The sequence below is a fragment of the Ramlibacter humi genome, assembly GCF_004681975.1.
Taxonomy (GTDB): Bacteria; Pseudomonadota; Gammaproteobacteria; order Burkholderiales; family Burkholderiaceae_C; genus Ramlibacter; species Ramlibacter humi.
The window spans coordinates 74,678-94,270 of the sequence record NZ_SMLK01000008.1 but is presented as its reverse complement, the minus strand read 5'-3'; the positions used below and the strand labels follow the sequence as shown (position 1 = coordinate 94,270).

General features: G+C 71.2%; 21 protein-coding genes. 14 read left to right on the top strand and 7 right to left on the bottom strand.

What is annotated here, in order from left to right:
- Positions 1-173 precede the first annotated feature (173 nt).
- A complete protein-coding gene (locus EZ216_RS19085; protein WP_167772967.1) occupies positions 174-1,376 on the top strand; it encodes a PAS domain-containing sensor histidine kinase in 1,203 nt (400 codons plus the stop codon).
- Here EZ216_RS19085 and EZ216_RS19080 read toward each other — a convergent pair.
- The 3 genes from EZ216_RS19080 to EZ216_RS19070 all read right to left on the bottom strand — a co-directional run bounded on the left by EZ216_RS19080 (position 1,355) and on the right by EZ216_RS19070 (position 4,294).
- A complete protein-coding gene (locus tag EZ216_RS19080) occupies positions 1,355-2,668 on the bottom strand; it encodes an ATP-binding protein (protein ID WP_135251385.1) in 1,314 nt (437 codons plus the stop codon). The two genes, EZ216_RS19085 and EZ216_RS19080, sit on opposite strands and share 22 nt — an antisense overlap.
- Positions 2,649-3,305 carry a response regulator gene (locus EZ216_RS19075; protein WP_135251384.1) on the bottom strand — a complete coding sequence of 219 codons (657 nt, stop codon included), beginning with the start codon at positions 3,303-3,305 and terminating at the stop codon, positions 2,649-2,651. The genes EZ216_RS19080 and EZ216_RS19075 overlap by 20 nt, the downstream gene beginning before the upstream one ends.
- Before the next feature lie 86 nt (positions 3,306-3,391).
- Positions 3,392-4,294, bottom strand: coding sequence for a LysR family transcriptional regulator (locus tag EZ216_RS19070; RefSeq protein WP_135251383.1), 903 nt, complete (start codon positions 4,292-4,294; stop codon positions 3,392-3,394).
- A gap of 127 nt (positions 4,295-4,421) precedes the next feature.
- Between EZ216_RS19070 and EZ216_RS19065 the strand changes: the two genes are divergently transcribed.
- From EZ216_RS19065 to EZ216_RS21520, 13 genes are all read left to right on the top strand, one after another.
- Positions 4,422-5,408, top strand: coding sequence for a Bug family tripartite tricarboxylate transporter substrate binding protein (locus EZ216_RS19065; protein ID WP_135251382.1), 987 nt, complete (start codon positions 4,422-4,424; stop codon positions 5,406-5,408).
- A gap of 26 nt (positions 5,409-5,434) precedes the next feature.
- Positions 5,435-6,598, top strand: coding sequence for an FAD-dependent oxidoreductase (locus tag EZ216_RS19060; RefSeq protein ID WP_167772966.1), 1,164 nt, complete (start codon positions 5,435-5,437; stop codon positions 6,596-6,598).
- 4 nt (positions 6,599-6,602) lie between these two features.
- Positions 6,603-7,952, top strand: a complete 1,350-nt coding sequence (locus EZ216_RS19055) for an amidase (protein WP_135251380.1) — start codon at positions 6,603-6,605, stop codon at positions 7,950-7,952.
- A 13-nt stretch (positions 7,953-7,965) separates the two neighbouring features.
- On the top strand, positions 7,966-8,280 hold the full coding sequence (locus EZ216_RS19050; protein ID WP_135251379.1) for a DUF4286 family protein: 315 nt from the start codon (positions 7,966-7,968) through the stop codon (positions 8,278-8,280).
- Between the two features lie 2 nt (positions 8,281-8,282).
- Positions 8,283-8,762, top strand: a complete 480-nt coding sequence (locus tag EZ216_RS19045) for a DUF3830 family protein (protein WP_135251378.1) — start codon at positions 8,283-8,285, stop codon at positions 8,760-8,762.
- A gap of 14 nt (positions 8,763-8,776) precedes the next feature.
- Positions 8,777-10,333, top strand: coding sequence for an AMP-binding protein (locus EZ216_RS19040; RefSeq protein WP_135251377.1), 1,557 nt, complete (start codon positions 8,777-8,779; stop codon positions 10,331-10,333).
- Positions 10,334-10,348: 15 nt separating this feature from the next.
- Positions 10,349-11,521, top strand: coding sequence for a thiolase family protein (locus EZ216_RS19035; protein ID WP_135251376.1), 1,173 nt, complete (start codon positions 10,349-10,351; stop codon positions 11,519-11,521).
- Positions 11,518-11,934 (top strand): Zn-ribbon domain-containing OB-fold protein, encoded by a 417-nt coding sequence (locus EZ216_RS19030; protein ID WP_135251375.1) that lies wholly within the window; start codon positions 11,518-11,520, stop codon positions 11,932-11,934. Before EZ216_RS19035 ends, EZ216_RS19030 begins: the two co-directional genes overlap by 4 nt.
- A 30-nt stretch (positions 11,935-11,964) precedes the next feature.
- The gene (locus EZ216_RS19025; RefSeq protein ID WP_135251374.1) at positions 11,965-13,647 is read left to right on the top strand and encodes a thiamine pyrophosphate-requiring protein; all 1,683 of its coding nucleotides are present in this window, start codon (positions 11,965-11,967) and stop codon (positions 13,645-13,647) included.
- Positions 13,648-13,689: 42 nt separating this feature from the next.
- Entirely contained in the window at positions 13,690-15,210 is a 1,521-nt protein-coding gene (locus tag EZ216_RS19020; protein ID WP_135251373.1) for an aldehyde dehydrogenase family protein, read from the top strand.
- A gap of 85 nt (positions 15,211-15,295) precedes the next feature.
- Entirely contained in the window at positions 15,296-15,988 is a 693-nt protein-coding gene (locus tag EZ216_RS21880; RefSeq protein WP_239024440.1) for an AzlC family ABC transporter permease, read from the top strand.
- Positions 15,985-16,314, top strand: coding sequence for an AzlD domain-containing protein (locus EZ216_RS21875; RefSeq protein WP_239024439.1), 330 nt, complete (start codon positions 15,985-15,987; stop codon positions 16,312-16,314). Before EZ216_RS21880 ends, EZ216_RS21875 begins: the two co-directional genes overlap by 4 nt.
- A gap of 150 nt (positions 16,315-16,464) precedes the next feature.
- Positions 16,465-16,611 (top strand): hypothetical protein, encoded by a 147-nt coding sequence (locus tag EZ216_RS21520; protein ID WP_167772961.1) that lies wholly within the window; start codon positions 16,465-16,467, stop codon positions 16,609-16,611.
- 4 nt (positions 16,612-16,615) lie between these two features.
- Here the strand turns inward: EZ216_RS21520 and minE are convergent, their stop codons facing one another.
- The 4 genes from minE to EZ216_RS18990 all read right to left on the bottom strand — a co-directional run bounded on the left by minE (position 16,616) and on the right by EZ216_RS18990 (position 19,543).
- On the bottom strand, positions 16,616-16,879 hold the full coding sequence (gene minE, locus EZ216_RS19005) for a cell division topological specificity factor MinE (RefSeq protein ID WP_135251370.1): 264 nt from the start codon (positions 16,877-16,879) through the stop codon (positions 16,616-16,618).
- A 2-nt stretch (positions 16,880-16,881) separates the two neighbouring features.
- On the bottom strand, positions 16,882-17,697 hold the full coding sequence (gene minD, locus EZ216_RS19000) for a septum site-determining protein MinD (RefSeq protein WP_135251369.1): 816 nt from the start codon (positions 17,695-17,697) through the stop codon (positions 16,882-16,884).
- Between the two features lie 11 nt (positions 17,698-17,708).
- A complete protein-coding gene (gene minC, locus EZ216_RS18995) occupies positions 17,709-18,446 on the bottom strand; it encodes a septum site-determining protein MinC (protein WP_135251368.1) in 738 nt (245 codons plus the stop codon).
- A gap of 116 nt (positions 18,447-18,562) precedes the next feature.
- Positions 18,563-19,543: a Bug family tripartite tricarboxylate transporter substrate binding protein gene (locus EZ216_RS18990; RefSeq protein ID WP_135251367.1), complete on the bottom strand. Its 981-nt coding sequence runs from the start codon at positions 19,541-19,543 to the stop codon at positions 18,563-18,565.
- Between the last annotated feature and the right edge of the window lie 50 nt (positions 19,544-19,593).

Here is a 19,593-nt window from a genome sequence, read left to right as displayed (position 1 = left end):
TGGGTTCCTTCCTCTAGGGGTTCCTGGGCGATGGAAGGAGTCTGGGACGCCGGCCTTAGGCGTCCCTTAAGCAGCTGATGAGCTCTTGCGGCGGCCCGTGGATGCAAAGGATGGGCTCGTGTCATGCAAGGACACGAGGGCGCTGCCGCGCGGCATTTGCTAAACCTGAGCGCATGCGAATCGCATTTGCCCACAACCTGCGTCGCGCGCTGACCTGGCGCAGGCCACGCCCCGACATCTACCGCTCCGGCGAGGACATGTTCAAGCTGCTGGCCGACAACATCGCGCAGCTGGCCTGGATCGCCGAGCCCGATGGCCGCATGAGCTGGTACAACAAGCGGTGGCTGGAGTTCAGCGGCACCACGCAGGAGCAGATGCGGAAACTGGGCTGGGAGCACGTGCACCACCCGGACCACCTGGACCGGGTCAGGCAGAAGGTGCAGCGGCACCTCCAGACCGGCGAGCCCTGGAAGGACCTCGTCGCGCAGCGCCGCAGCGACGGCGTCTACCGCTGGTTCCTGTCGCACGCGTTCCCGCTGCGCGACGAAACCGGCCGCATCCTCAAGTGGTTCGGCACCAACACCGACATCACCGAGCAGCTGGCGCTGGAGGAAGAACTGCGTGCCAGCGACCGGCGCAAGAGCGAGTTCATCTCGGTGCTCGCCCACGAGCTGAGGAACCCGATGGCGCCGCTGTGGAACTCGCTGGAGATCCTGCAGCGCTTTCCCGCGCAGGACGAGAAGCAGGTCCGCGCGCTGGCTGTCGCCGAGCGGCAGGTGCGGCACATGGCGAAGCTGCTGGACGACCTGCTGGACATCTCCCGCGTGGGCACCGGCAAGCTGCACATCGAGCGCGAGCCTTGCGACGCCGCCGGCATCGCCAGCCAGGTGGTCGGGGACTTCGCGGGCGTGTTCGCGACGAGGGGCGTCGCCCTCGAGGGCACGGGGCTGGACCGGCCTTGCCGCGTGCTGGGCGACGCCTCGCGCATCACCCAGGCCCTCTCCAACCTGCTGTCGAACGCCGTCAAGTTCACGCCGAAAGGAGGGCGCGTCCGCGTGCGGGTGGGCCGCTCCGAAGGCCAGGTGGAGATCGCGGTCAGCGATTCCGGCCGCGGCATCGCGGCGGAAATGCTCCCCACGCTGTTCCAGCCTTTCCGGACCCACATGGACCGGGAATCGCTGAAGGAAGGCGGGCTGGGCCTGGGGCTGCCCCTCGTGAAGCACCTGGTCGAGGCACAGGGGGGCACGGTGGAAGCGCGCAGCGAAGGCTGCGGGCGCGGCGCCGAATTCATCCTGCGGCTGCCCGCGGCCGCGCCCGGCGGCCAGGCGGCGGAACCGGCGCGGCCTTTGCCGGCCTACGCTTCGGCCGAGATCTGAGGGAAAGTCACGCAGGCCAGCAGGCCGCCCAACCGAGTGCCGTGATCCAGCGCCAACCGCGCCCCATGGCTGCGCGAGACGGCGGCGACGATGGCCAGCCCCAGGCCGCTGCCCTGGGCCGTGCCGCTGCCCGGCAGGCGCGCGAAACGCTCCAGCGCCTGCGCGCGCTGGTCTTCGGGGATGCCCGGGCCGTTGTCTTCCACGCACAGCGAGACGCCGGTCGCGGAGCGCTGGATGGAGATGTCGACACGGCCGCCTTGCGGCGCGTACTTCACCGCGTTGTCCAGCAGGTTGCGTACCAGCATCGGCAGCGTGTCCGGGTCGCCCTGGATCACCGCAGCCTCGCGCTGCGACAGGCCCACGTCGATGTCGCGCGCCTGCGCCTGCGGCAGCACGTCGCCCATCACCTCGCGGCACACCTGTTCGAGGTCCACGGCTTCGCGCCGGGGAGCGCCGCCGCTCTCCGCGCGCGCCAGCGCAAGCAGCTGCGAGGCCAGCGCGATGAGCCGGTCGATGCCTTCGTTCAGCCGCGTGACCGCCGCTTCGTCGTTGCCGCCGGAACGGCGCAGTCCCTGCGCCTGCAGCTTCAGCGCCGTCAGCGGCGACCGCAGCTCGTGCGCGGCGTCGGCCACGAAGCGTTGCTGCGCGTGCAGGTTCTCGCGCGCGCGCCCGAACAGCTGGTTGAGTTCGCGCACCAGCGGCAGCACTTCCTGCGGCAGGCCGGTTTCGGGCAGGGGGGAGAGGTCTTCCGGCGCGCGCCGCGACACCTGCCGCCGCACGCGTTCCAGCGGCGCGATGGAGTGGTTCATCAGCAGCCACACGGCCAGCATCAGCAGCGGCGCGAGCAGGGCGGTGGGCAGCACCGCGTCCAGCGCCATGGCACGCGCGCGTGAATCGCGCGCGTCCAGGTCCTGCGCCACCTGGATGGTGCGGTCGGCGGTGCGCAGCCGGTAGACGCGGTAGCGCACGCCTTCGACCTCGGTGTCGGAAAAGCCGATCACCGGTTGCTCGGGGATGCGCGCCGCGTGGCCCTGCAGCACCTCCGGGCCGTTGGGCCCCCAGGTGCGGATGGAATACTCGAACAGGTCCACGCTGCCGGGCGCCTGGCCTTGCTGCACCACGGCCTGGGCCAGGTTCTCCAGGTAGCGGTCGAAGATGGCGTCGGCCGCGCCGAGCGCGCCGCGGTAGGCGATGACGCCTTGCACCAGCGAAGCCAGCGCGATGGCCGCGAGCACCAGCCCCGCCAGCCGGCGGCGCAGCGAAGGGTGGCCGTCACCCGCGCGGAACCACATAGCCCAATCCACGCACGGTGCGGATCACGTCGGCGCCCAGCTTCTTGCGCACGCCGTGCACGTACACCTCCACGGCGTTGCTGCTGATGTCCTCTTTCCAGCCGTAGAGCTTTTCTTCCAGCTGCGCGCGCGAGAACACCACGCCGGGGCGCAGCACCATCGGCTCCAGCACCGCCCATTCGCGCGACGACAGCGCCACCGGCGCGCCTTCCAGCGTGGCCTGGTGCGTGGCCGGGTCGAGCGTCACGGCCCCCTGCCGGTACAGCGGATGCGCCTGGCCGGCGCTGCGGCGCACCAGTGCCCGCATGCGCGCCAGCAGTTCGTCGGTGTCGAAGGGCTTCACCAGGTAGTCGTCGGCGCCGGCGTCCAGGCCCGCGATGCGGTCGCGCACCGTCTCGCGCGCGGTGATCACCAGCACCGGCGTGCGCGCGCCGCGCTCGCGAAGGCGCCGCAAGACCTGCAGCCCGTCGCCCTTCGGCAGGCCCAGGTCCAGCAGCACCAGGTCGTAGTCGCCCGTGCGCAGCGCCGTGTCGGCCGCGGGCGCATCGCGCACCGCGTCGACGGCCCAGCCGCCCTCGAGCGCGGCCTGCACCGCCTCGGCGATCATCCGGTCGTCTTCGACAAGCAGCACGCGCACAGCAACCTCCGCAGGCATCCGACTCGACAGATTCGCCGCGCCGCCGGAAGTTCACCGGCGAACGCGGGCGCGGCGCGCGAGGCCGCTCAGGGGACGAGCATTTCCAGCGCGACCTTGCGGATCTCCGCCGCGACTTCGCGTTCCGCGAAGCTCAAGGGCCGGTGCGGCGTCGTCGCCAGCGAGAGGTGCCGCTTGACGGGCGGCTTGACGATGCGCGCGGCGCTGAGCCGGTGGCCCATGAACGATTCCGAGACGGCATAGGAGCTCAGCACCGCGTAGCCGCAACCTTCCGCGGCCAGCTTGCCGTGCAGGGTGACCGAGTTGGCCTCGATCACCACGTCGAGCGCGAACCCCTTGCGCGCCGCCATCTGCTCCAGCCGCGTGCGCAGGCTGTTCGGCGAGCGCGCCAGCACGAGGGGCAGGCCCGCGAGCCGTTCGAAATCGACGGTGGCGTTGCCCGTCACCGGGTCGCCCTCGGGGCCGACCAGGAACGCGTCCACCGTGGACAGCATCTCCTCGTTGTGGCCGCCCGGCTTGGCGCCGTGGCGGAAGAAGATGCCGATGCCGACCTGGCCGGTGGTGAGCCACTCCTCGATCTGCCCGCCCGAGCCTTCGAACAGCGAGATGCGCAGCTGCGGATGGCTGGCCCGCAGCCGGCGGTATAGCGCCGGGGTGATGGCTTCGGGCGTGGACGGGATCATGCCGATGCGCACTTCGCCGGACAGGCCGCTGTGGCCGCCGCGCAGCTCCGACTTCAGCCGGTCGGCATCGTCCAGCAGGGCCCGCAGCTCGGGAAGAAGCCGTTGCCCCGCTTCGGTGAGGTGCAGCCCGCGGCCGGTGCGGTCGAAGAGGCGCCCGCCCCAATCGTGCTCGATGCGGGCGAGCTGGCGGCTCAGCGCCGACTGCGTGGTGGATCTCGCCGCCGCGGCCCGCGTGAGGCTGCCGTGCCCGGCGATGGCGACGACGAGGCGGATCTCCGAGAGCTCCAAGGGGGCCGCCTTCCTGTGAGGTATAGCGCGGCGAGTATATCTGCTGTAGCCGCGCCGTCAGTAGGAGAGCGGGGGCGCGCTTCCTAGAATTTTTTCCATTGCAACTCGCCTTTGGGGCCACACCGTCATGCGATACCTCCAGCGCTTCCTCGGCCACCTGCTTCTGGGTGCGGCCGTCCTCGGCTCCAGCTGCGCGATGGCGCAGGACTTCCCATCGGCGTCGCGCACCATCACGCTGGTCGTGCCGTTCTCCGCGGGCGGCACGCCCGACATCGTGGGCCGCCTCGTCGGCAACGCGCTGCGCGACCGCATGGGCGTGCCGGTGATCGTCGACAACAAGCCCGGCGCGGGCGGCAACATCGGCGCGCGCTACGTCGCGTCGAAGCCCGCCGACGGCTACACGCTGCTGGTGGTGCCGATGGGCACCCTGTCCGTCAACCAGTGGCTCTACAAGTCGGTGCCCTACTCGCCGGAGAAGGACTTCACGCCGGTGAACAACCTGGTGGGCGTGCCCAACGTGCTGGTCGTCGGCCAGAACTCGAAGGTGCGCTCGGTCAAGGACCTGATCGCGGCCTCGAAGTCGCAGCCGCAGGGCCTCAGCTACGGCTCGTCGGGCCTGGGCACCTCCATCCACCTGTGCATGGAGCTGATGAAGGCGCAGTCCGGCGCGAACCTGCTGCACGTGCCGTACAAGGGCTCGGCCGAGGCGGTCACCGACCTGCTGGGCGGCCGCCTCGACGTGGTGTGCAGCAACATCCCGCCGGTGCTGCCCATGGTGCGCGACGGGCGCCTGCAGGCCATCGCCACCACGGGCAAGACCCGCAACCCGCTGATGCCCAACCTGCCCACCGTGGCCGAAGCGGGCCTGCCCGGGTTCGAAGCCCAGGCCTGGATCGGCATCGTCGGCCCGGCCGGCCTGCCCGCGGACGTCCAGCAGAAGCTCAGCGCCGCGCTGTCGCAGGTGCTCTCCGATCCGAAGATCGCGCAGCAGCTCACCGACCTGGGGCTGGTGGTGATGAACCAGGGCCCGAAGGAGTTCACCCAGTACATCGCCGACGAGTCGGTGCGCTGGAAGAAGGTCATCACCGCCGCCGGCCTGCTCCACCACGAATGAGCATCGAGAGAGAAGGAAACAGGCCAATGTCACTGCGCATCGCCATCATCGGCGCCGGCCTCGGCGGGCTCGCCACCGCCCTGGCCCTGCAGAAGTCCGGCTTCCGGCCGGTCGTGTACGAACGCAGCCCCGAGTTCGCGCCGCTGGGCGCCGGGCTGACCATGTGCTCCAACGCCAATCGCGTGCTGCGGCACCTGGGCCTGGGCGACATGCTGGAGCGCGACGGCGTCACGCAGGCGCAGGACTACCGCGACGCCCGTTCGGGCGCGGTGCTGCGGCGCTTCGACCGCGAGAACGACCTGAAGAAGTACGGCGCGCCCTACTACAAGGTGCACCGCGGCGACCTGCAGATGGAGATGGCGCGGCTCGTCATGGCGCGCGACCCCGACGCGGTGGTCATGGACTCGGAACTCGAGTCCATCGCGCAGCACGGAACCGAGGTCACGCTGAAGTTCGCCAATGGCACCGAGGCGGCCGCGGACCTGGTCATCGGCGCGGACGGCATCCGCTCCGTGGTGCGCCAGCGACTGTTCGACGACTCCGACCCGGTGTTCACCGGCTACGTGGCCTGGCGCGCGCTGGTGCCCACCGAGGGCCTCGGCGAGGACTTCATGGTGTCGGCGGTGACGGCCGGCACCGACCGCATGATCAACCGCTACCTGGTGCGGGCGCGCAAGCTGATCAACGTGGTGTGTTTCTCGCGCCGCTCGGGCTGGCGCAGCGCCGACTGGTCGACCAAGTCCGACCTGGGCGAGGTCTTCGAGGAGTTCGGCGACTTCGACCAGAACACCATGGAGACCCTGCGGCTCATCGACCCCAACGGGGTCTACAAGTGGGCGCTGCACACGCGCAAGCCGCTGCAGTCCTGGGTGTCGGGCCGCGTGGTCCTGCTCGGCGATGCAGTGCATCCCATGCTGCCGTTCATGGGGCAGGGCGCGGCCATGGCGATCGAGGACGGGATGATCCTCGCGCGCTGCCTCGGCTCGATCCCCGTGCTGGATACGGCGCTCGCCACCTACCAGGCGATCCGCAAGCCCCGCGCGGAGGAACTGGTCGAGCGGTCCAACCTGATGGCCGGCGTGTTCCACAACGGCCCGGACAAGTACACCCGGGCGTCGGACTACACCGACCAGCCGACCGACCCGTCGATGTACGACGCCACCAGCGTGCCGCTGCAACTGCCGAACTGAGCCCATGCGCCTGCACGATCTCTCGGCAAGTCTCGCGCGCGGCGAGACGACCAGCCTGGCGCTGGTGCAGGCCTGCCTGGCCCGCATCGGCCGGCCCGGAGGCGAGGGATCGCGGACCTTCACCTTCGTCGACGCCGAAGGCGCGCTCGAAAGCGCGAAGGCCATGGACGCGCTGCGGCGCGCGGGCGCGGAACCGTCGCCGTACGCCGGCATCCCGATCTCGGTGAAGGACAACTTCGACGTGGCGGGCCAGGCCACGCGCGCGGGGTCGGCGGTGCTCGCCGATGCCGTGCCCGCGGCGGAAGACGCGCCCGCGGTGCGCCGCCTGCGGCGCGCCGGCCTCATCGTCATGGGCCGCACCAACATGACCGAGTTCGCGTTCTCGGGCATCGGCCTGAATGCCACCTACGGCACGCCGCGCTCGGTGTGGCAGCGTGACGTGGGCCGCGTGCCCGGCGGCTCGTCCAGCGGCGCCGCGGTCTCGGTCGCCGACGGCATGGCGCATGCGGCGCTGGCCACCGACACCGGCGGCTCCGCGCGTGTGCCGGCTGCGTTCAACGGCCTGGTGGGTTTCAAGCCCACGGCGTCGCGCGTGCCGACCACGGGCACCGTGCCCATCTCCTCCACGCTGGATTCGGTCGGCTACCTGGGCCGCTCCGTGGAATGCTGCGCCATCGTCGACGCGATCGCGGCGGACACCGCGCCGCCGCGCCGGGCCGCTCGGCAGCTGTCGCAATGCCGCTTCGCGGTGCCGGCGCCGCTGCTGGCGCGCGGCATGGACGGCCAGGTGCGCGACGCCTTCGAGTCGGCGCTGCTGGCCATCGCCCGCGCCGGCGCCGCCGTCGAGACGGTGCCGCTGGACTGCCTGGCGCTCGTCGCGGAGATCAACGCCGGCGGCGGCATCGCCGCGATCGAGGCGCACGCCTGGCACCGCGGGCTTCTGGAGCAGCAAGAGTCTCTCTACGACCCGGACGTGCTGCGCAAGATCCTGCTGGGGCGCGGCCGCGACAGCGCCATCTACCTGGACAAACTGGCGAAACGGCAGGCCTTCGTGCGCCTGGCCGAACGCGAACTCGAAGGCTACGACGCGCTGCTGTTCCCCACGGCCGGCATCGTGCCGCCCGTGCTGCGCGAACTGGAGACGGACGCCGCGGCGCACGACGCCGCCAACGCCGAGGCGCTGCACAACTCGCGCCTGGTGAACCTGATGGATGGCTGCGCGGTCTCGATCCCCATCCCGTCCGCCGGCGGCGCGCCGGTGGGCCTGACCGCCGCCGGCACGGCCGGCCGCGACGGCCGGCTGCTGTGCTGCGCCGCCGCCATCGAGCTGGCGCTGAACGAACAACCCGCATGAAGGAGAACCGCTGATGTCCGTTGCCCCTCACCTCCTGGTGGTCGCCGTCCAGGTCGACCCCGCCGTGGAGAAAGACTGGAACGATTGGTACGACAAGGTCCATCTGCCGGACATCGCCGGCTGCCCGGGCTTCCTGTCCGGCGCGCGCTACCAGTCGGTGGACGAGAAGGGCGAGCGGCACTACCTGACGGTGTACGAGCTGTCCAACCCCGACGCCCTCAAGACGTCCGAGTTCGCCAAGCTGCGCGGCTGGGGCCCCTTCGTCGGCAAGGTGACCTACACCAGCCGGTGCTATTCGCGCCTGACGGGCGAGAAGGCGGGGAGCTGAACATGTCGCAAGTCCAGGCCCAGGCCCTCGAGGCGGAGCAGTGGTTCTACGAGAAGAAGTGGAACAACTTCCGGCGCGGAACCCGCACGGGAAAGTTGAGGTGGGACGGCGGCTGCGCCACCGTGCGCTTCTACGACCAGGGCGCGCCCAAGACGGTGGAAGCGGTGCTGCGCGCGCTGCCCATCACCATGCCCATGATCCACGTCGCCTGGAGCGGCGAGATGCTGGTGGCCGCGCAGTCGTACGGCCTGAAGCAGCCCGAGTTCGAGAACGAGGTGCGGCTGGTCCGTCCCGGTGACCTGGGATGGGACCCCAAGTTCGGCGAGCTCACGGTCACCTACGGCACGGCCGAATGCAAGCTGCCTTCGGGCCCCAACAACCTGGTGATCTTCGCCAGCGTGGTGGAAGGGCTGGACGCCCTGGCCGTGTGGTCGCGCGAGCGCCGGTTCCGCGGCGTCGCCGACCTGGTGCTGGAAATCTGAGGACCCGCGCCGGCATGCAACTCATCGATCTCTTCGATCGCGGCGTGGGCTACGGGCGCGACGCGGCCTGCCTGGTGGAGCCGGGCGGCCGCAGCCTCGCGTACGGCGAGGTGCAGGACCTCTCGCACCGCATCGCCAACGGCCTGGTGGCCGCGGGGGTCGGCCCCGGCGACAAGGTCGGCCTGCTGAGCGACAACCACCTGCTCACCTTCGTGGCGGTGCTGGGCACGGTCCGCTCGCCGGGCATCTGGCTGCCGGTCAACGCGCGCAACGCGCCGGAAGAGAACGCCAACATCCTGGCGCGCGGCGGCTGCAGCTTCCTGTTCCTGCACAGCCGCTTCGCCGGCCAGCTGCCGCTGCTGCGGCAGGCCATGCCGTGGCTGAAGGGCGTGGTGTGCATCGATGCCGAACTGCCCGGCGCGCCGTCGCTGGAAGCCTGGGCCGCGGAGCAGCCGGCCACCCCTTTCCGCAGCGGCGCGGGCCCGGACGACGTGGTGGCGATCCGCGGCACCGGCGGCACCACCGGCCTGCCCAAGGGCGTGCTCATCACGCACCGCAACTACGCGACGCTGTTCGCCAACTGGTACGCGGCGATGCCCGTGCACGAGCGGCCGGTGAACCTGGTGGTTGCGCCGATGACGCACGCGGCGGGCACCCTGATGTTCGCGGCCTGCGGCTACGGCGGCAGCAACGTCGTCCTGCCTTCCGCCGACCCCGGGGCGGTCATCGAGGCGATCCGCCGCGACCGCGTGACGCAGCTGTTCATGCCGCCCACCGCGATCTACAAGCTGCTGACGCACCCCGAGGCGCGCCGCGGCGGCTTCGAGTCGCTGCGCTACTTCGTCTACGCCGCCGCGCCCATGTCGGCGGACAAGCTGCGCGAGGCCCTGGACGTGTTCGGGCCGGTGATGGTGCAGCTGTACGGGCAGGCCGAGGCGCCCATGGTCTGCACCGTGCTGGACGTCGAGGACCACCGCCGCGTGCTCGCCGACCCGTCGCTGTCGCACCGCCTGGCCAGCTGCGGCCGCGCGTCGCCGCTCGTGAGGGTGGCCATCATGGACGGCGACGGCCGCCTGCTGCCGGACGGCGAGCGCGGCGAGATCGTGGTGCAGGGCGACCTGGTGATGAAGGGCTACCACCAGGACCCGGCGAAGACCGCCGAGGCGATGCGGCACGGCTGGCTGCACACCGGCGACGTGGGCTACCGCGATGCCGACGGCTACTTCTACATCGTCGACCGCCTGAAGGACCTGATCGTCTCGGGCGGCTTCAACATCCCGCCGAGCGAGATCGAGCGCGTGCTCTGGTCGCATCCGGCGGTGAACGACTGCGCGGTGATCGGCGTGCCCGACCCGCACTGGGGCGAAGCGGTCAAGGCGGTGGTGGAGCTCAAGCCCGGCGCCGGCTGGGACGGCGACGCCGCGCTGGCCTGGTGCCGCGAACAGCTGGGCGCGATGAAGGCGCCCAAGACCATCGAGGTCTGGGACGCCCTGCCGCGCAGCCCCGTCGGCAAGGTGCTCAAGCGCGAGATCCGCGAGCGCTACTGGCAGGGCGAAGCCCGGCGCGTCTGAACGGCCGCATCCACCATGACCTTCCGTCACGCCGCGTTCATCGCGGGCGCCTGGGAACACCCCACCCGGTACGCGCCCGAGCTGTCGGTCGCGCGCCTGCACGCGGAATGCGCGCAAGGCGCGCTGCTCGACGCGGGCCTGTCGCTGGACGACGTCGACGGCTACTTCTGCGCCGGCGATGCGCCGGGCGGCCTGCCGGCGCTGATGGCCGACTACCTGAACCTGAAGCTGCGCGTGGTGGACGGCACCGATTCGGGCGGCTGCTCGTACATCGCGCACGTCGGCCATGCGGCCCGCGCCATCGCCAGCGGTGAATGCTCGGTGGCGCTGATCACGCTGGCCGGCAAGCCGCGCAGCAGCGGCCAGGCCACCGGCACCGAGATCCGCCAGGTGGCGCCCGAGCGTCCGGCCGCGCCGTTCGAGCAACCCTACGGCTGGACCGTGGCCGGCCTGTACGGGCTGCTGGCGCGCCGGCACATGCACGAGTACGGCACGACGATGGCGCAGCTCGCCTGGGTGAAGGTGGCGGCCTCGCACCATGCGCAGCACAACCCGCACGCGCTGTTGCGCAAGGTCTTCACCGTCGAGGATGTCCTGGCGTCGCCCCTGGTGGCCGATCCCTTGCGCCGCGGCGACTGCTGCGTGATCACCGACGGCGGCGGCGCGCTGGTGCTGGTGTCGCCCGCCATCGCGAAGTCGCTGGCGCGCCCGATGGTGGGCGTGCGCGGCTTCGCCGAAACCGTGCGCACGGGCGAGGCCGGGCGGCTGGACCTGCTGACCACGGGCGCCGCGGTGACGGGGCCGCGCGCTTTCGAAAGCGCGGGCCTCGCGCCGGGCGACGTGAAGTACGCGTCGGTGTACGACAACTTCTCGATCATGGTGGCGCTGCAGCTGGAAGACCTGGGCTTCTGCGCCAAGGGCGAAGGCGGGCGCTTCGTCGCGGACGGCAACCTCATCGCCGGCAGCGGCCGGCTGCCCTGGAACACCGACGGCGGCGGCATGTGCAACAACCACCCGCAGAACCGCGGCGGCATCACCAAGGTGATCGAAGCCGTGCGGCAGCTGCGCGGCGAGGCCCACCCGGCGGTGCAGGTGCGCGGTTGCGACATCGCGCTGGCCAGCGGCCCCGGGCTGGTGATGGGCGCGGGCCATGCGCATGCCACCGTGCTGCTGGAGAGGGTGCGATGAGCGATCACTTGCCTGGCGCCGGCGTGCTCGAGCGCGATCCGTATGCCGCCGCGTTCCCCGAACACCTGCCCTTCTGGCAGGCGGCCGCGGAAGGCCGCCTGCTGCTGCCGCGATGCGCGGACTGCGGCTGGACCCACTGGCACCCGCGCGCCCACTGCCCGTTCTGCTGGTCCGGCACCGTGCGGTGGGAGGTGGCCTGCGCCAGGGCGAGGCTGCACACCTTCACCGTGATCCCGCGCAATGGCTCTTCCACCGTGCTGGCCTATGTCCGCCTGGAAGAGGGGCCGCTGATGCTGACCAACGTCGTCGATGCGGACCCGGGCGCGCTGCGCATCGGCATGCCGCTGGTCGCCGCGTTCCGCGCGACGCCGGAAGGCCGGATGGCCCCCGTGTTCCGGCCCGCGCCCGAATGAATCACCCGAAGCCTTGAAGGAAATGAACGAATGACCACCGACGCCAAGACGCCCAGCGTCGCCCGCCGCTACCTCGCGCGCATGCGCGAGCACGGCATCAAGTACCTGTTCGGCAACGCCGGCACCGATTTCCCGCCGCTGATCGAGGCGCTGGCCGAAGGGGACTGCGGCATCCAGCCCATCCTCGTGCCGCACGAGAACGTCGTCGTCGGCATGGCCTACGGCGCTGCGCTGGCCTCCGGGCGGCCGCAGCTGCTGATGGTGCACGTCGGCCTGGGCACCGCCAACACGCTGTGCGGCCTGCTCAACGCCACGCGCCAGCACGTGCCGCTGGTGCTCACGGCCGGCCGCACGCCGGTGCTGGAGCACGGCCGCCTGGGCGCGCGCAACAACCACATCAACTGGGCGCAGGAGATGTTCGACCAGGCCGGCATGGTGCGCGAGATGGTCAAGTGGGAATACGAGCTGCGCGACCCGGACCAGGTGGAATCGGTGGTCGATCGCGCGCTGGCCATGGCGGGCTCCGCGCCGCAGGGGCCCGTGTACCTCGTCCTGCCGCGCGAGGTGCTCGCCGCGCCCGCGCCCGCGGTGGACAACGAAGGCATCGGCCGGCAGGCGCCCGTGCGCGCCGGCCTGCCGCCCGCCGACGACCTGGCGTCCGCGGCGCAGTGGCTGGCGCAGGCGCGCCGGCCGCTGATCATCACGGCCGACGCGGGCCGCACGGCCGCGGGCTTCGAGGCGCTCACCGCGCTCGCCGAGCAGTGCGGCATCCCGGTGGTGCAGTACCGCCCGCGCTACCTCAACCTGCCGTCGTCTTCGCGCGCGCACGCCGGCTACGACCCGCATTCGCTGCTCGGCGTGGCCGACCTGGTGCTCGCGGTGGACGTCGACGTGCCCTGGATCCCGGGCCAGGCGGCGCCGGCACCGGGCGCCCGCGTCATCCAGGCGGGGCTGGACCCGCTGTGCGCCGGCTATCCGATGCGCGGCTTCCGCAGCGACCTGACGCTGCAGGGGGACACGGCGGCCATCCTGCGCGAATTGCTCAAGCTGCGCGCCGCGCACCCGCCGTCGCAGCCGGGCTGGCTGTCGGATGCGACCAGCCAGCACCGCCGGTCCATCGGCGCGCCGATCGCCGAGACGCTGAACAACCGCTACGTCTCGCGCTGCATCGCGAAGGCGCTGGGGCCCGACGGCGTGCTGGTCAACGAGTACATCTTCTCGCTGGAGGAGATGGACCACGACACGCCGGGCCGCTACTTCGCGTACAGCCCGGCGGGCGGCCTGGGCTGGGGCATGGGCGCGGCCATGGGCATCCGGCTGGAGCGGCCCGACGCGCTGGTGATGGCCGTGGTCGGCGACGGCACGTACATGTTCGGCAACCCGACGCCCACGCACTTCACCAGCGCGGCGCACGGGCTGCCCTTCGTCACGGTGGTCTTCAACAACCGCCGCTGGGGGGCGGTGCATCGCGCCACGCTGTCGATGTACGGGCAGGGCGCCGCGGCGCGGGCGGAGAAGCCGGTGTTCGCCACCCTCGAGCCGACGCCCGACTACGAGCGCATCGTCGAAGCCGCGGGCGGCCTGGGCATCCGGGTGGAGACCGCCGCCGAACTGCCGAAGGCGCTGGAGCGCGCGGTGCACGCCGTGCGGCACGAGCGCCGCCAGGCCGTCGTCAACATCATCGCGGACATCGGCTACGAGCGCACGAGCTGAGCCGCACTTCGCTGTCCCCTTTTCAATTCCACTGGAGGCCCCATGACCCTTGCCACCGCCACCGGCGACATCTCGCCCGACCAGATCATCGTCCCCAGCGGCCACTGGATCGGCGGCCGCACGCTGGAGGACGGCGTGGCGCCGCTTTCGGTGCTGCGGCCCTCGGACGGTTGCCTGCATGGCGCGGTGGCCGAAGCCGGCGCCGCCGTGGTGGATGCCGCGGTCAAGGCGGCGCAGGCCGGCCAGGCCGCGTGGGCGGCGATGCGGCCGCGGCAGCGCGGCGACCTGATGCGCCGCTGGGCCGACCTGGTCGACCGCGACCGCGAGCGGCTGGCGCGGCTGGAATCCGTCGTGTCGTCGCGCGCGCTGCACGAGACGCGCGCGAACGACGTGCCGGCGGTGGCCGAATGGCTGCGCTTCTACGGCGAGTACGCCGACAAGCTGGAAGGCACGGTCACGGCGAGCGGCGACGACCGGCTCTCGCTGATCCTGCGCGAGCCGTACGGGGTGGTGGGCATCATCACGCCCTGGAACTTCCCGCTGTTCCTGGCGACCTGGAAGCTCGCGCCCGCGATCGCGGCGGGCAACGCCGTCGTCGTCAAGGCGTCCGAGCTCACGCCCTGGTCGGTGCAGGGCCTCGCCGAGCTGGCCACCGAAGCCGGCCTGCCGCACGGCGTGATCAACGTCGTGCACGGCACGGGGCCGGTGACCGGCCGCGCGCTGGTTCAGCACCCCGGCGTGGCCTACGTCACTTTCACCGGGTCCACCGCCACGGGCGCCCGCATCATGTCGGATGCGGCCTCGTCCGGCATCAAGCCGGTGGCGCTGGAGCTGGGCGGCAAGAGCGCCACGGTGGTCCACGCCGACTGCGGCGACCTGGACGCCGTGGCCGACCACGTCACCTGGGGCATCACGCGCAACGCGGGCCAGCTGTGCTACGCCGGCTCGCGCCTGGTGGTCGACGAGCGGGTCGCGGACGAACTGGTGCACAAGGTGGTGCAGCGCATGCAGCGCCTGACCCCCGGCCCCACCTGGTCGGATTCGACGTCGCTGGCGCCGATCATCAGCGAGCGGCAATGGAGCCGCATCGATTCGCTGGTGCAGCGCACCGTGGACGAGGGCGCGCGCGTGCAGTGCGGCGCCACGCCGCAGCGCCTGCAGGGCGGCTGCTTCTACCCGGGCACCGTCCTGGACGACGTGCGCACCGACATGACCGGCTTTCGCGAGGAGATCTTCGGCCCGGTGCTGTGCGTGCAGCGCTTCACCGATCCGGAGCAGGCGCTGGGCCTGGCCAACCACCCGGTCTACGGGCTGTCGGCGGCCGTGTTCACGCGCGACATCCAGCGTGCGCTGGCTTCGGCGCGCGGCCTGAAGGCCGGCACGGTGTGGGTCAACCGCTGGGGCCGCACGCCGGAGATGATGAGCAGCCCCTTCGGCGGCTACGGCCAGTCGGGCATCGGCAAGGAATCGGGCCGGCCCGGCATCGACGGCTTCCTGCGCAGCAAGACCGTGTGGGTGGACTTCGCGGCCACGGCGGAACTCGCGCAGGGCGGCCGCCGGTGAGCGTGAGCCGGCTGGTGCGTTGATGCGCCGGGCGTCACGCCTCGCGCGGGCGCGCCTCCGGTTCCTCGCCACCATTCGCCGGCCCATGTTCCGGGCCGGCGTGAGCGACTGCGCGCCCATGGCCTTCGGCATCGCGGCCTGGGGGCTGGTGGTGGGCGCCGCGATGGCGAAGAGCGGCATGGGCATCCCGCTGGCCATCCTGATGTCGGTGCTGGTGTCCGCCGGCACCGCGCAGGTGGCGGCGCTGCCGCTGATCGCGGCCGGCGCCCCGATGGCGGTGGTCTGGGCGGCCGTGGCCTGCGTCAGCCTGCGCTTTCTCGTCTTCAGCTGGCAGTACCGGCCCTACTTCGCGCACCTGCCGCGCCACCGCCGGGTGCTGCTGAGCCACTTCATGCAGGACACCACTTCCGCGATGCTGCTGCGCCGCTTTCCCGAGCCTCGCGGGGCGCGTGGCCAGGTGGACTACTTTCGCGGCGCCGCGGCCATCAACTGCGGCGTCTGGCAGACGGCGGTGATGGCGGGCATCTTCGCCGGCCAGGCCATCCCGGCCCGATGGGGCGTGGGCTTCGCGGGCACCATGGCGCTGCTCGCGCTGGCCTGCGGCCAGCTGCGCAGCCGCACCAGCTGGGCAGCGGCCCTGGTCGCCGCGTGTGCCGCCGTCGCCACGCATGCGCTGCCGCTGCGGCTTCACGTCGTCGTCGCCGTGGCGGCGGCACTGGCCGTCGCGGCCGTGGCGCGTGTGTGCGGGCGCCACGCGCCGGAGGCGGCTGCATCGTGAGCAGGTTCGAGATCTTCTTCACCATCCTCGGCATGGCGGCCGTCACGCTGCTGTGCCGGTCGTTCTTCCTGCTGCCCGACCGCGAACTGCCCCTGCCGCGCTGGCTGGAGGATTGCCTGCGGTACGCGCCGGCGGCTGCCCTGCTGGCGGTGGTGGTGCCGGAGATCGTGATGCACGACGGGCAGCTGGTCACGACGTGGCGCGACGCGCACGTCGGCGGCGCGCTGGCCGGCCTGGCGGTGTACGCGCTGCGCCGCCGTCTCCTGGCCACCATCCTCGGCGGCACGGCCGCGATGCTGGCATTGCGGTTCGGGCTGGGCTGGTAGAGCCGGAAGCGAAGGAAGAGGTCCGCAAGCTGCAGGGCGGCAGCCGGCGGGCGTAGGCGGGTTCCCACCGCGGCGGGCGAACGGGCCTCGCGCGCCGCGCCGGACGCGCTTCCTACATTGGCGGCTTCGATTTCCAAAGTCATGCGCGGCATGCCGCCGCGCCAGGAGAGCCGTGATCCATACGAGCGCGTGGATTCGGCCGATGCGGCGGTGGCCAACGCCATCTTCAACGCCACCGGCGTGCGGATCCGCGACTACCCGAGGACGCTGGACAAGGTGCTGGCGGGTTGGGAGTGAGCTGCTAGCGCGCTTCGGGCAGCTCGATCTTCACCTCGAGCACTTCCAGGTTGTCCTGGCGGTCGAGCTGCACCTTGATGTCGTTCGGGTCGATCTTGATGTACTTGCCGATCACGGCGACCAGGTCCCGCTGCAGCGCGGGCAGGTAGTCGGGCTGCACGGAGCTGCGGCCGCTGCGCTCGTGCGCCAGGATGATCTGCAGCCGCTCCTTGGCGACGCTGGCGGTCTTCTTCTTCTCGCCCAGCAGGAAGGAAAGCAGGGAGCCCATGGTCAGCGGGCCCCGAACAGGCGCTTGAGGAAGCCCTGCTTCTGCGCGTCGACGAAGCGCATCGGCTTGTCGGCACCCAGGAAGCGGTCCACCACGTCCTTGTAGGCCTCCGAAACGTCGCTGCCCTTCAGGTGCACGGCGGGCGTGCCCTGGTTGCTGGCCTGCAGCACGGTTTCGCTCTCAGGAATGACGCCGATCAGCTGGATGCGCAGGATGTCCTGGATGTCTTCCAGCGACAGCATCTGCCCCTGGTCGACGCGGTTCGGGTTGTAGCGCGTGATCAGCAGGTGCTCCTTGACGGGCTCCTTGCCTTCGATCGCACGCCTGGTCTTGGACGACAGCATGCCCAGGATGCGGTCGGAGTCGCGCACCGAGGACACCTCGGGGTTGGTCACCACCAGCGCCTCGTCGGCGAAGTGCATGGCCATCAGCGCGCCGGTCTCGATGCCGGCGGGCGAGTCGCACACGATGTACTCGAAGCCCATCGCCGCCAGGTCGTTCAGCACCTTCTCCACGCCTTCGCGGTTGAGGGCTTCCTTGTCGCGGGTCTGCGAGGCGGCCAGCACGAACAGGTTGTCGCAGTGCTTGTCCTTGATCAGCGCCTGGTTGAGCGTGGCTTCGCCGTGGATGACGTTGATGAAGTCGTACACCACGCGGCGCTCGCAGCCCATGATGAGGTCGAGGTTGCGCAGGCCGACGTCGAAGTCGATGACGGCGGTCTTGTGGCCGGCGAGCGCCAGGCCCGAAGCGAAGCTGGCGCTGGTGGTGGTCTTGCCGACGCCGCCCTTGCCGGACGTGACGACGATGATCTTTGCCATTGAAAGTTTCCTCAGGCGGTGTTCAGGGGGGCCATCACCAGCTTGCCTTCGGCGCCGCCCGCCAGCCGCACCTGCGTGGGCTTGCCGAGCACTTCCGGGGGCAGCGGAACGTCGCTCGTGCGGTACACGCCGGCGATGGAGACGAGTTCGGGTTCCAGGGCCAGCGACACGATGCGCGCCGCCGCGTCGCCGCGCGCGCCCGCGATGGCCTTGCCGCGCAGGGGCGCATAGACGTGGATGCTGCCGTCGGCGATGACTTCGGCGCCGGCATTCACGATGGACATCACCACCAGGTCGCGGCCGCGCGCGTAGACCTGCTGGCCGGAGCGCAGCGGCTTGTCGACGATCAGCGCGCCGGCCGGGGCGGGTGCCGCCACCGGAGCGGGCGCGGGTTCGTCGCGCGGCCGCACGGCCAGCGGCACCGCTTCGGTGGCCTGCGCCAGGCCGCTGTCGCGCGCCGCCGCCGCCAGCGTTTCGCTGCCGCCCCGCACGGCGACCGGCACCACGCGATGCTGGCGCAGCAGACGCTGCAGCGCGGGGAAGTCGACCTGCGCGTCGGGCGGCAGGGGGGTGAGGTCGACGACGAGCGGGTCGTGGTCGAAGAAATCGGGGATGTCGCCGAAGCGGGTCTTCAGCTCCTCGGCCAGCGCCTGCAGGTCCGCGGACTTGAGCAGCAGCGAAACCAGGGGGAGGTTCGCGCTCTTGAGCTCGAACGTGGCGGGCGCAACGCCGGCGGGGGCAACGGACATCAGATGGGACTGCGACTGCTAGGGACTGCGAAGGCGGGCGCATGTTAGCAGCGGCTGAGGCAGACAACTCCTACAGATTGTTCGCCCGCCGCGCCGCCTGCCTCCCGTGGTGGCCGCTATTCGGCCTTGATCCTGGCGCGTTCCACGACTTGCTTCCAGCGCTTCTGCTCGCCGGCGATGAACTGCGCGAACTGAGCGGGGCTGCCGCCCACCGACTGCGCCGCGTCCTGGTTCAGGCGTTCCAGCGCGCCTTGCGACTTCATCGCCTTCTGCGCTTCGGCGGCCAGCCGGTCGACGTTGGGCTGCGCCATCGACGCCGGCGCCAGCAGCCCATACCACTGGGTCATCTCGAAGCCCGGGAATCCCTGCTCCGCGACGGTGGGCACGTCCGGCAGCTGCGCCAGCCGCTGCGCGGAGCCGGTGGCGATGCAGCGCAGCTTGCCTGCCTTGATGTGCTGCAGGATCGCCGAGGCGCCCACGGACGCGGCTTCCAGGCGACCGGCCAGCAGGTCGGTCAATTGCGGACCGGTGCCCTTGTAAGGGATGTGGGTGATGAAGATGTTGGCGGTCATCTTCAGGTATTCCATCGCCAGGTGGCCGGCGCTGCCGTTGCCGGCCGACCCGTAGTTCATGGTTCCTGGCTTGGCCTTCACGAGGGCGATGAACTCCCTGAGGTTGTTCGCGGGCACGCCCGGATGCACCACGTACAGGCTTGGCACCTTCGCCAGCAGGCTCACGGCCTTGAAGTCCTTGTTGGCGTCGTACGGGAGCTTCTCGAACATGTAGGGATTGACCGCCAGCGTGCCGATGTGGCCGAGGATGACTGTGTGCTGGTCGTCGGCCCGCGCGACTTCGGCCATCGCGATGTTGCCGCTGGCGCCTGGCTTGTTCTCGACGAACACGTTCTGCCCGAGCGTCTTGCCCATTTCCACGGCGGCCGAACGGGCGATGATCTCGGAGCTGCCGCCGGGGGCGAACGGCACGACGAAGCGGATCGGCTTGGAAGGCCAGTTCTGCGCGGCCGCGCGCATCGGCAGCAGGCCGGCGAGGGTGGAAGCACCGGCGCAGGCCAGCAGGGAACGTCTCGTGGGGGTCATGGCAAATCCTGTGTAGCCGGCATCGGCGGGGCGGGCGAACGGTACTTCAG

What these genes read in the sequence shown, in the direction of transcription:
- EZ216_RS19085 (WP_167772967.1), top strand. Translation starts at nt 174, where the DNA reads ATGCGAATCGCATTTGCCCACAACCTGCGTCGCGCGCTGACCTGGCGC.
- EZ216_RS19080 (WP_135251385.1), bottom strand. Translation starts at nt 2,668, where the DNA reads ATGTGGTTCCGCGCGGGTGACGGCCACCCTTCGCTGCGCCGCCGGCTG.
- EZ216_RS19065 (WP_135251382.1), top strand. Translation starts at nt 4,422, where the DNA reads ATGCGATACCTCCAGCGCTTCCTCGGCCACCTGCTTCTGGGTGCGGCC.
- EZ216_RS19060 (WP_167772966.1), top strand. Translation starts at nt 5,435, where the DNA reads ATGTCACTGCGCATCGCCATCATCGGCGCCGGCCTCGGCGGGCTCGCC.
- EZ216_RS19055 (WP_135251380.1), top strand. Translation starts at nt 6,603, where the DNA reads ATGCGCCTGCACGATCTCTCGGCAAGTCTCGCGCGCGGCGAGACGACC.
- EZ216_RS19050 (WP_135251379.1), top strand. Translation starts at nt 7,966, where the DNA reads ATGTCCGTTGCCCCTCACCTCCTGGTGGTCGCCGTCCAGGTCGACCCC.
- EZ216_RS19045 (WP_135251378.1), top strand. Translation starts at nt 8,283, where the DNA reads ATGTCGCAAGTCCAGGCCCAGGCCCTCGAGGCGGAGCAGTGGTTCTAC.
- EZ216_RS19040 (WP_135251377.1), top strand. Translation starts at nt 8,777, where the DNA reads ATGCAACTCATCGATCTCTTCGATCGCGGCGTGGGCTACGGGCGCGAC.
- EZ216_RS19035 (WP_135251376.1), top strand. Translation starts at nt 10,349, where the DNA reads ATGACCTTCCGTCACGCCGCGTTCATCGCGGGCGCCTGGGAACACCCC.
- EZ216_RS19030 (WP_135251375.1), top strand. Translation starts at nt 11,518, where the DNA reads ATGAGCGATCACTTGCCTGGCGCCGGCGTGCTCGAGCGCGATCCGTAT.
- EZ216_RS19025 (WP_135251374.1), top strand. Translation starts at nt 11,965, where the DNA reads ATGACCACCGACGCCAAGACGCCCAGCGTCGCCCGCCGCTACCTCGCG.
- EZ216_RS19020 (WP_135251373.1), top strand. Translation starts at nt 13,690, where the DNA reads ATGACCCTTGCCACCGCCACCGGCGACATCTCGCCCGACCAGATCATC.
- EZ216_RS21880 (WP_239024440.1), top strand. Translation starts at nt 15,296, where the DNA reads ATGTTCCGGGCCGGCGTGAGCGACTGCGCGCCCATGGCCTTCGGCATC.
- EZ216_RS21520 (WP_167772961.1), top strand. Translation starts at nt 16,465, where the DNA reads ATGCCGCCGCGCCAGGAGAGCCGTGATCCATACGAGCGCGTGGATTCG.
- minE (WP_135251370.1), bottom strand. Translation starts at nt 16,879, where the DNA reads ATGGGCTCCCTGCTTTCCTTCCTGCTGGGCGAGAAGAAGAAGACCGCC.
- minD (WP_135251369.1), bottom strand. Translation starts at nt 17,697, where the DNA reads ATGGCAAAGATCATCGTCGTCACGTCCGGCAAGGGCGGCGTCGGCAAG.
- minC (WP_135251368.1), bottom strand. Translation starts at nt 18,446, where the DNA reads ATGTCCGTTGCCCCCGCCGGCGTTGCGCCCGCCACGTTCGAGCTCAAG.
- EZ216_RS18990 (WP_135251367.1), bottom strand. Translation starts at nt 19,543, where the DNA reads ATGACCCCCACGAGACGTTCCCTGCTGGCCTGCGCCGGTGCTTCCACC.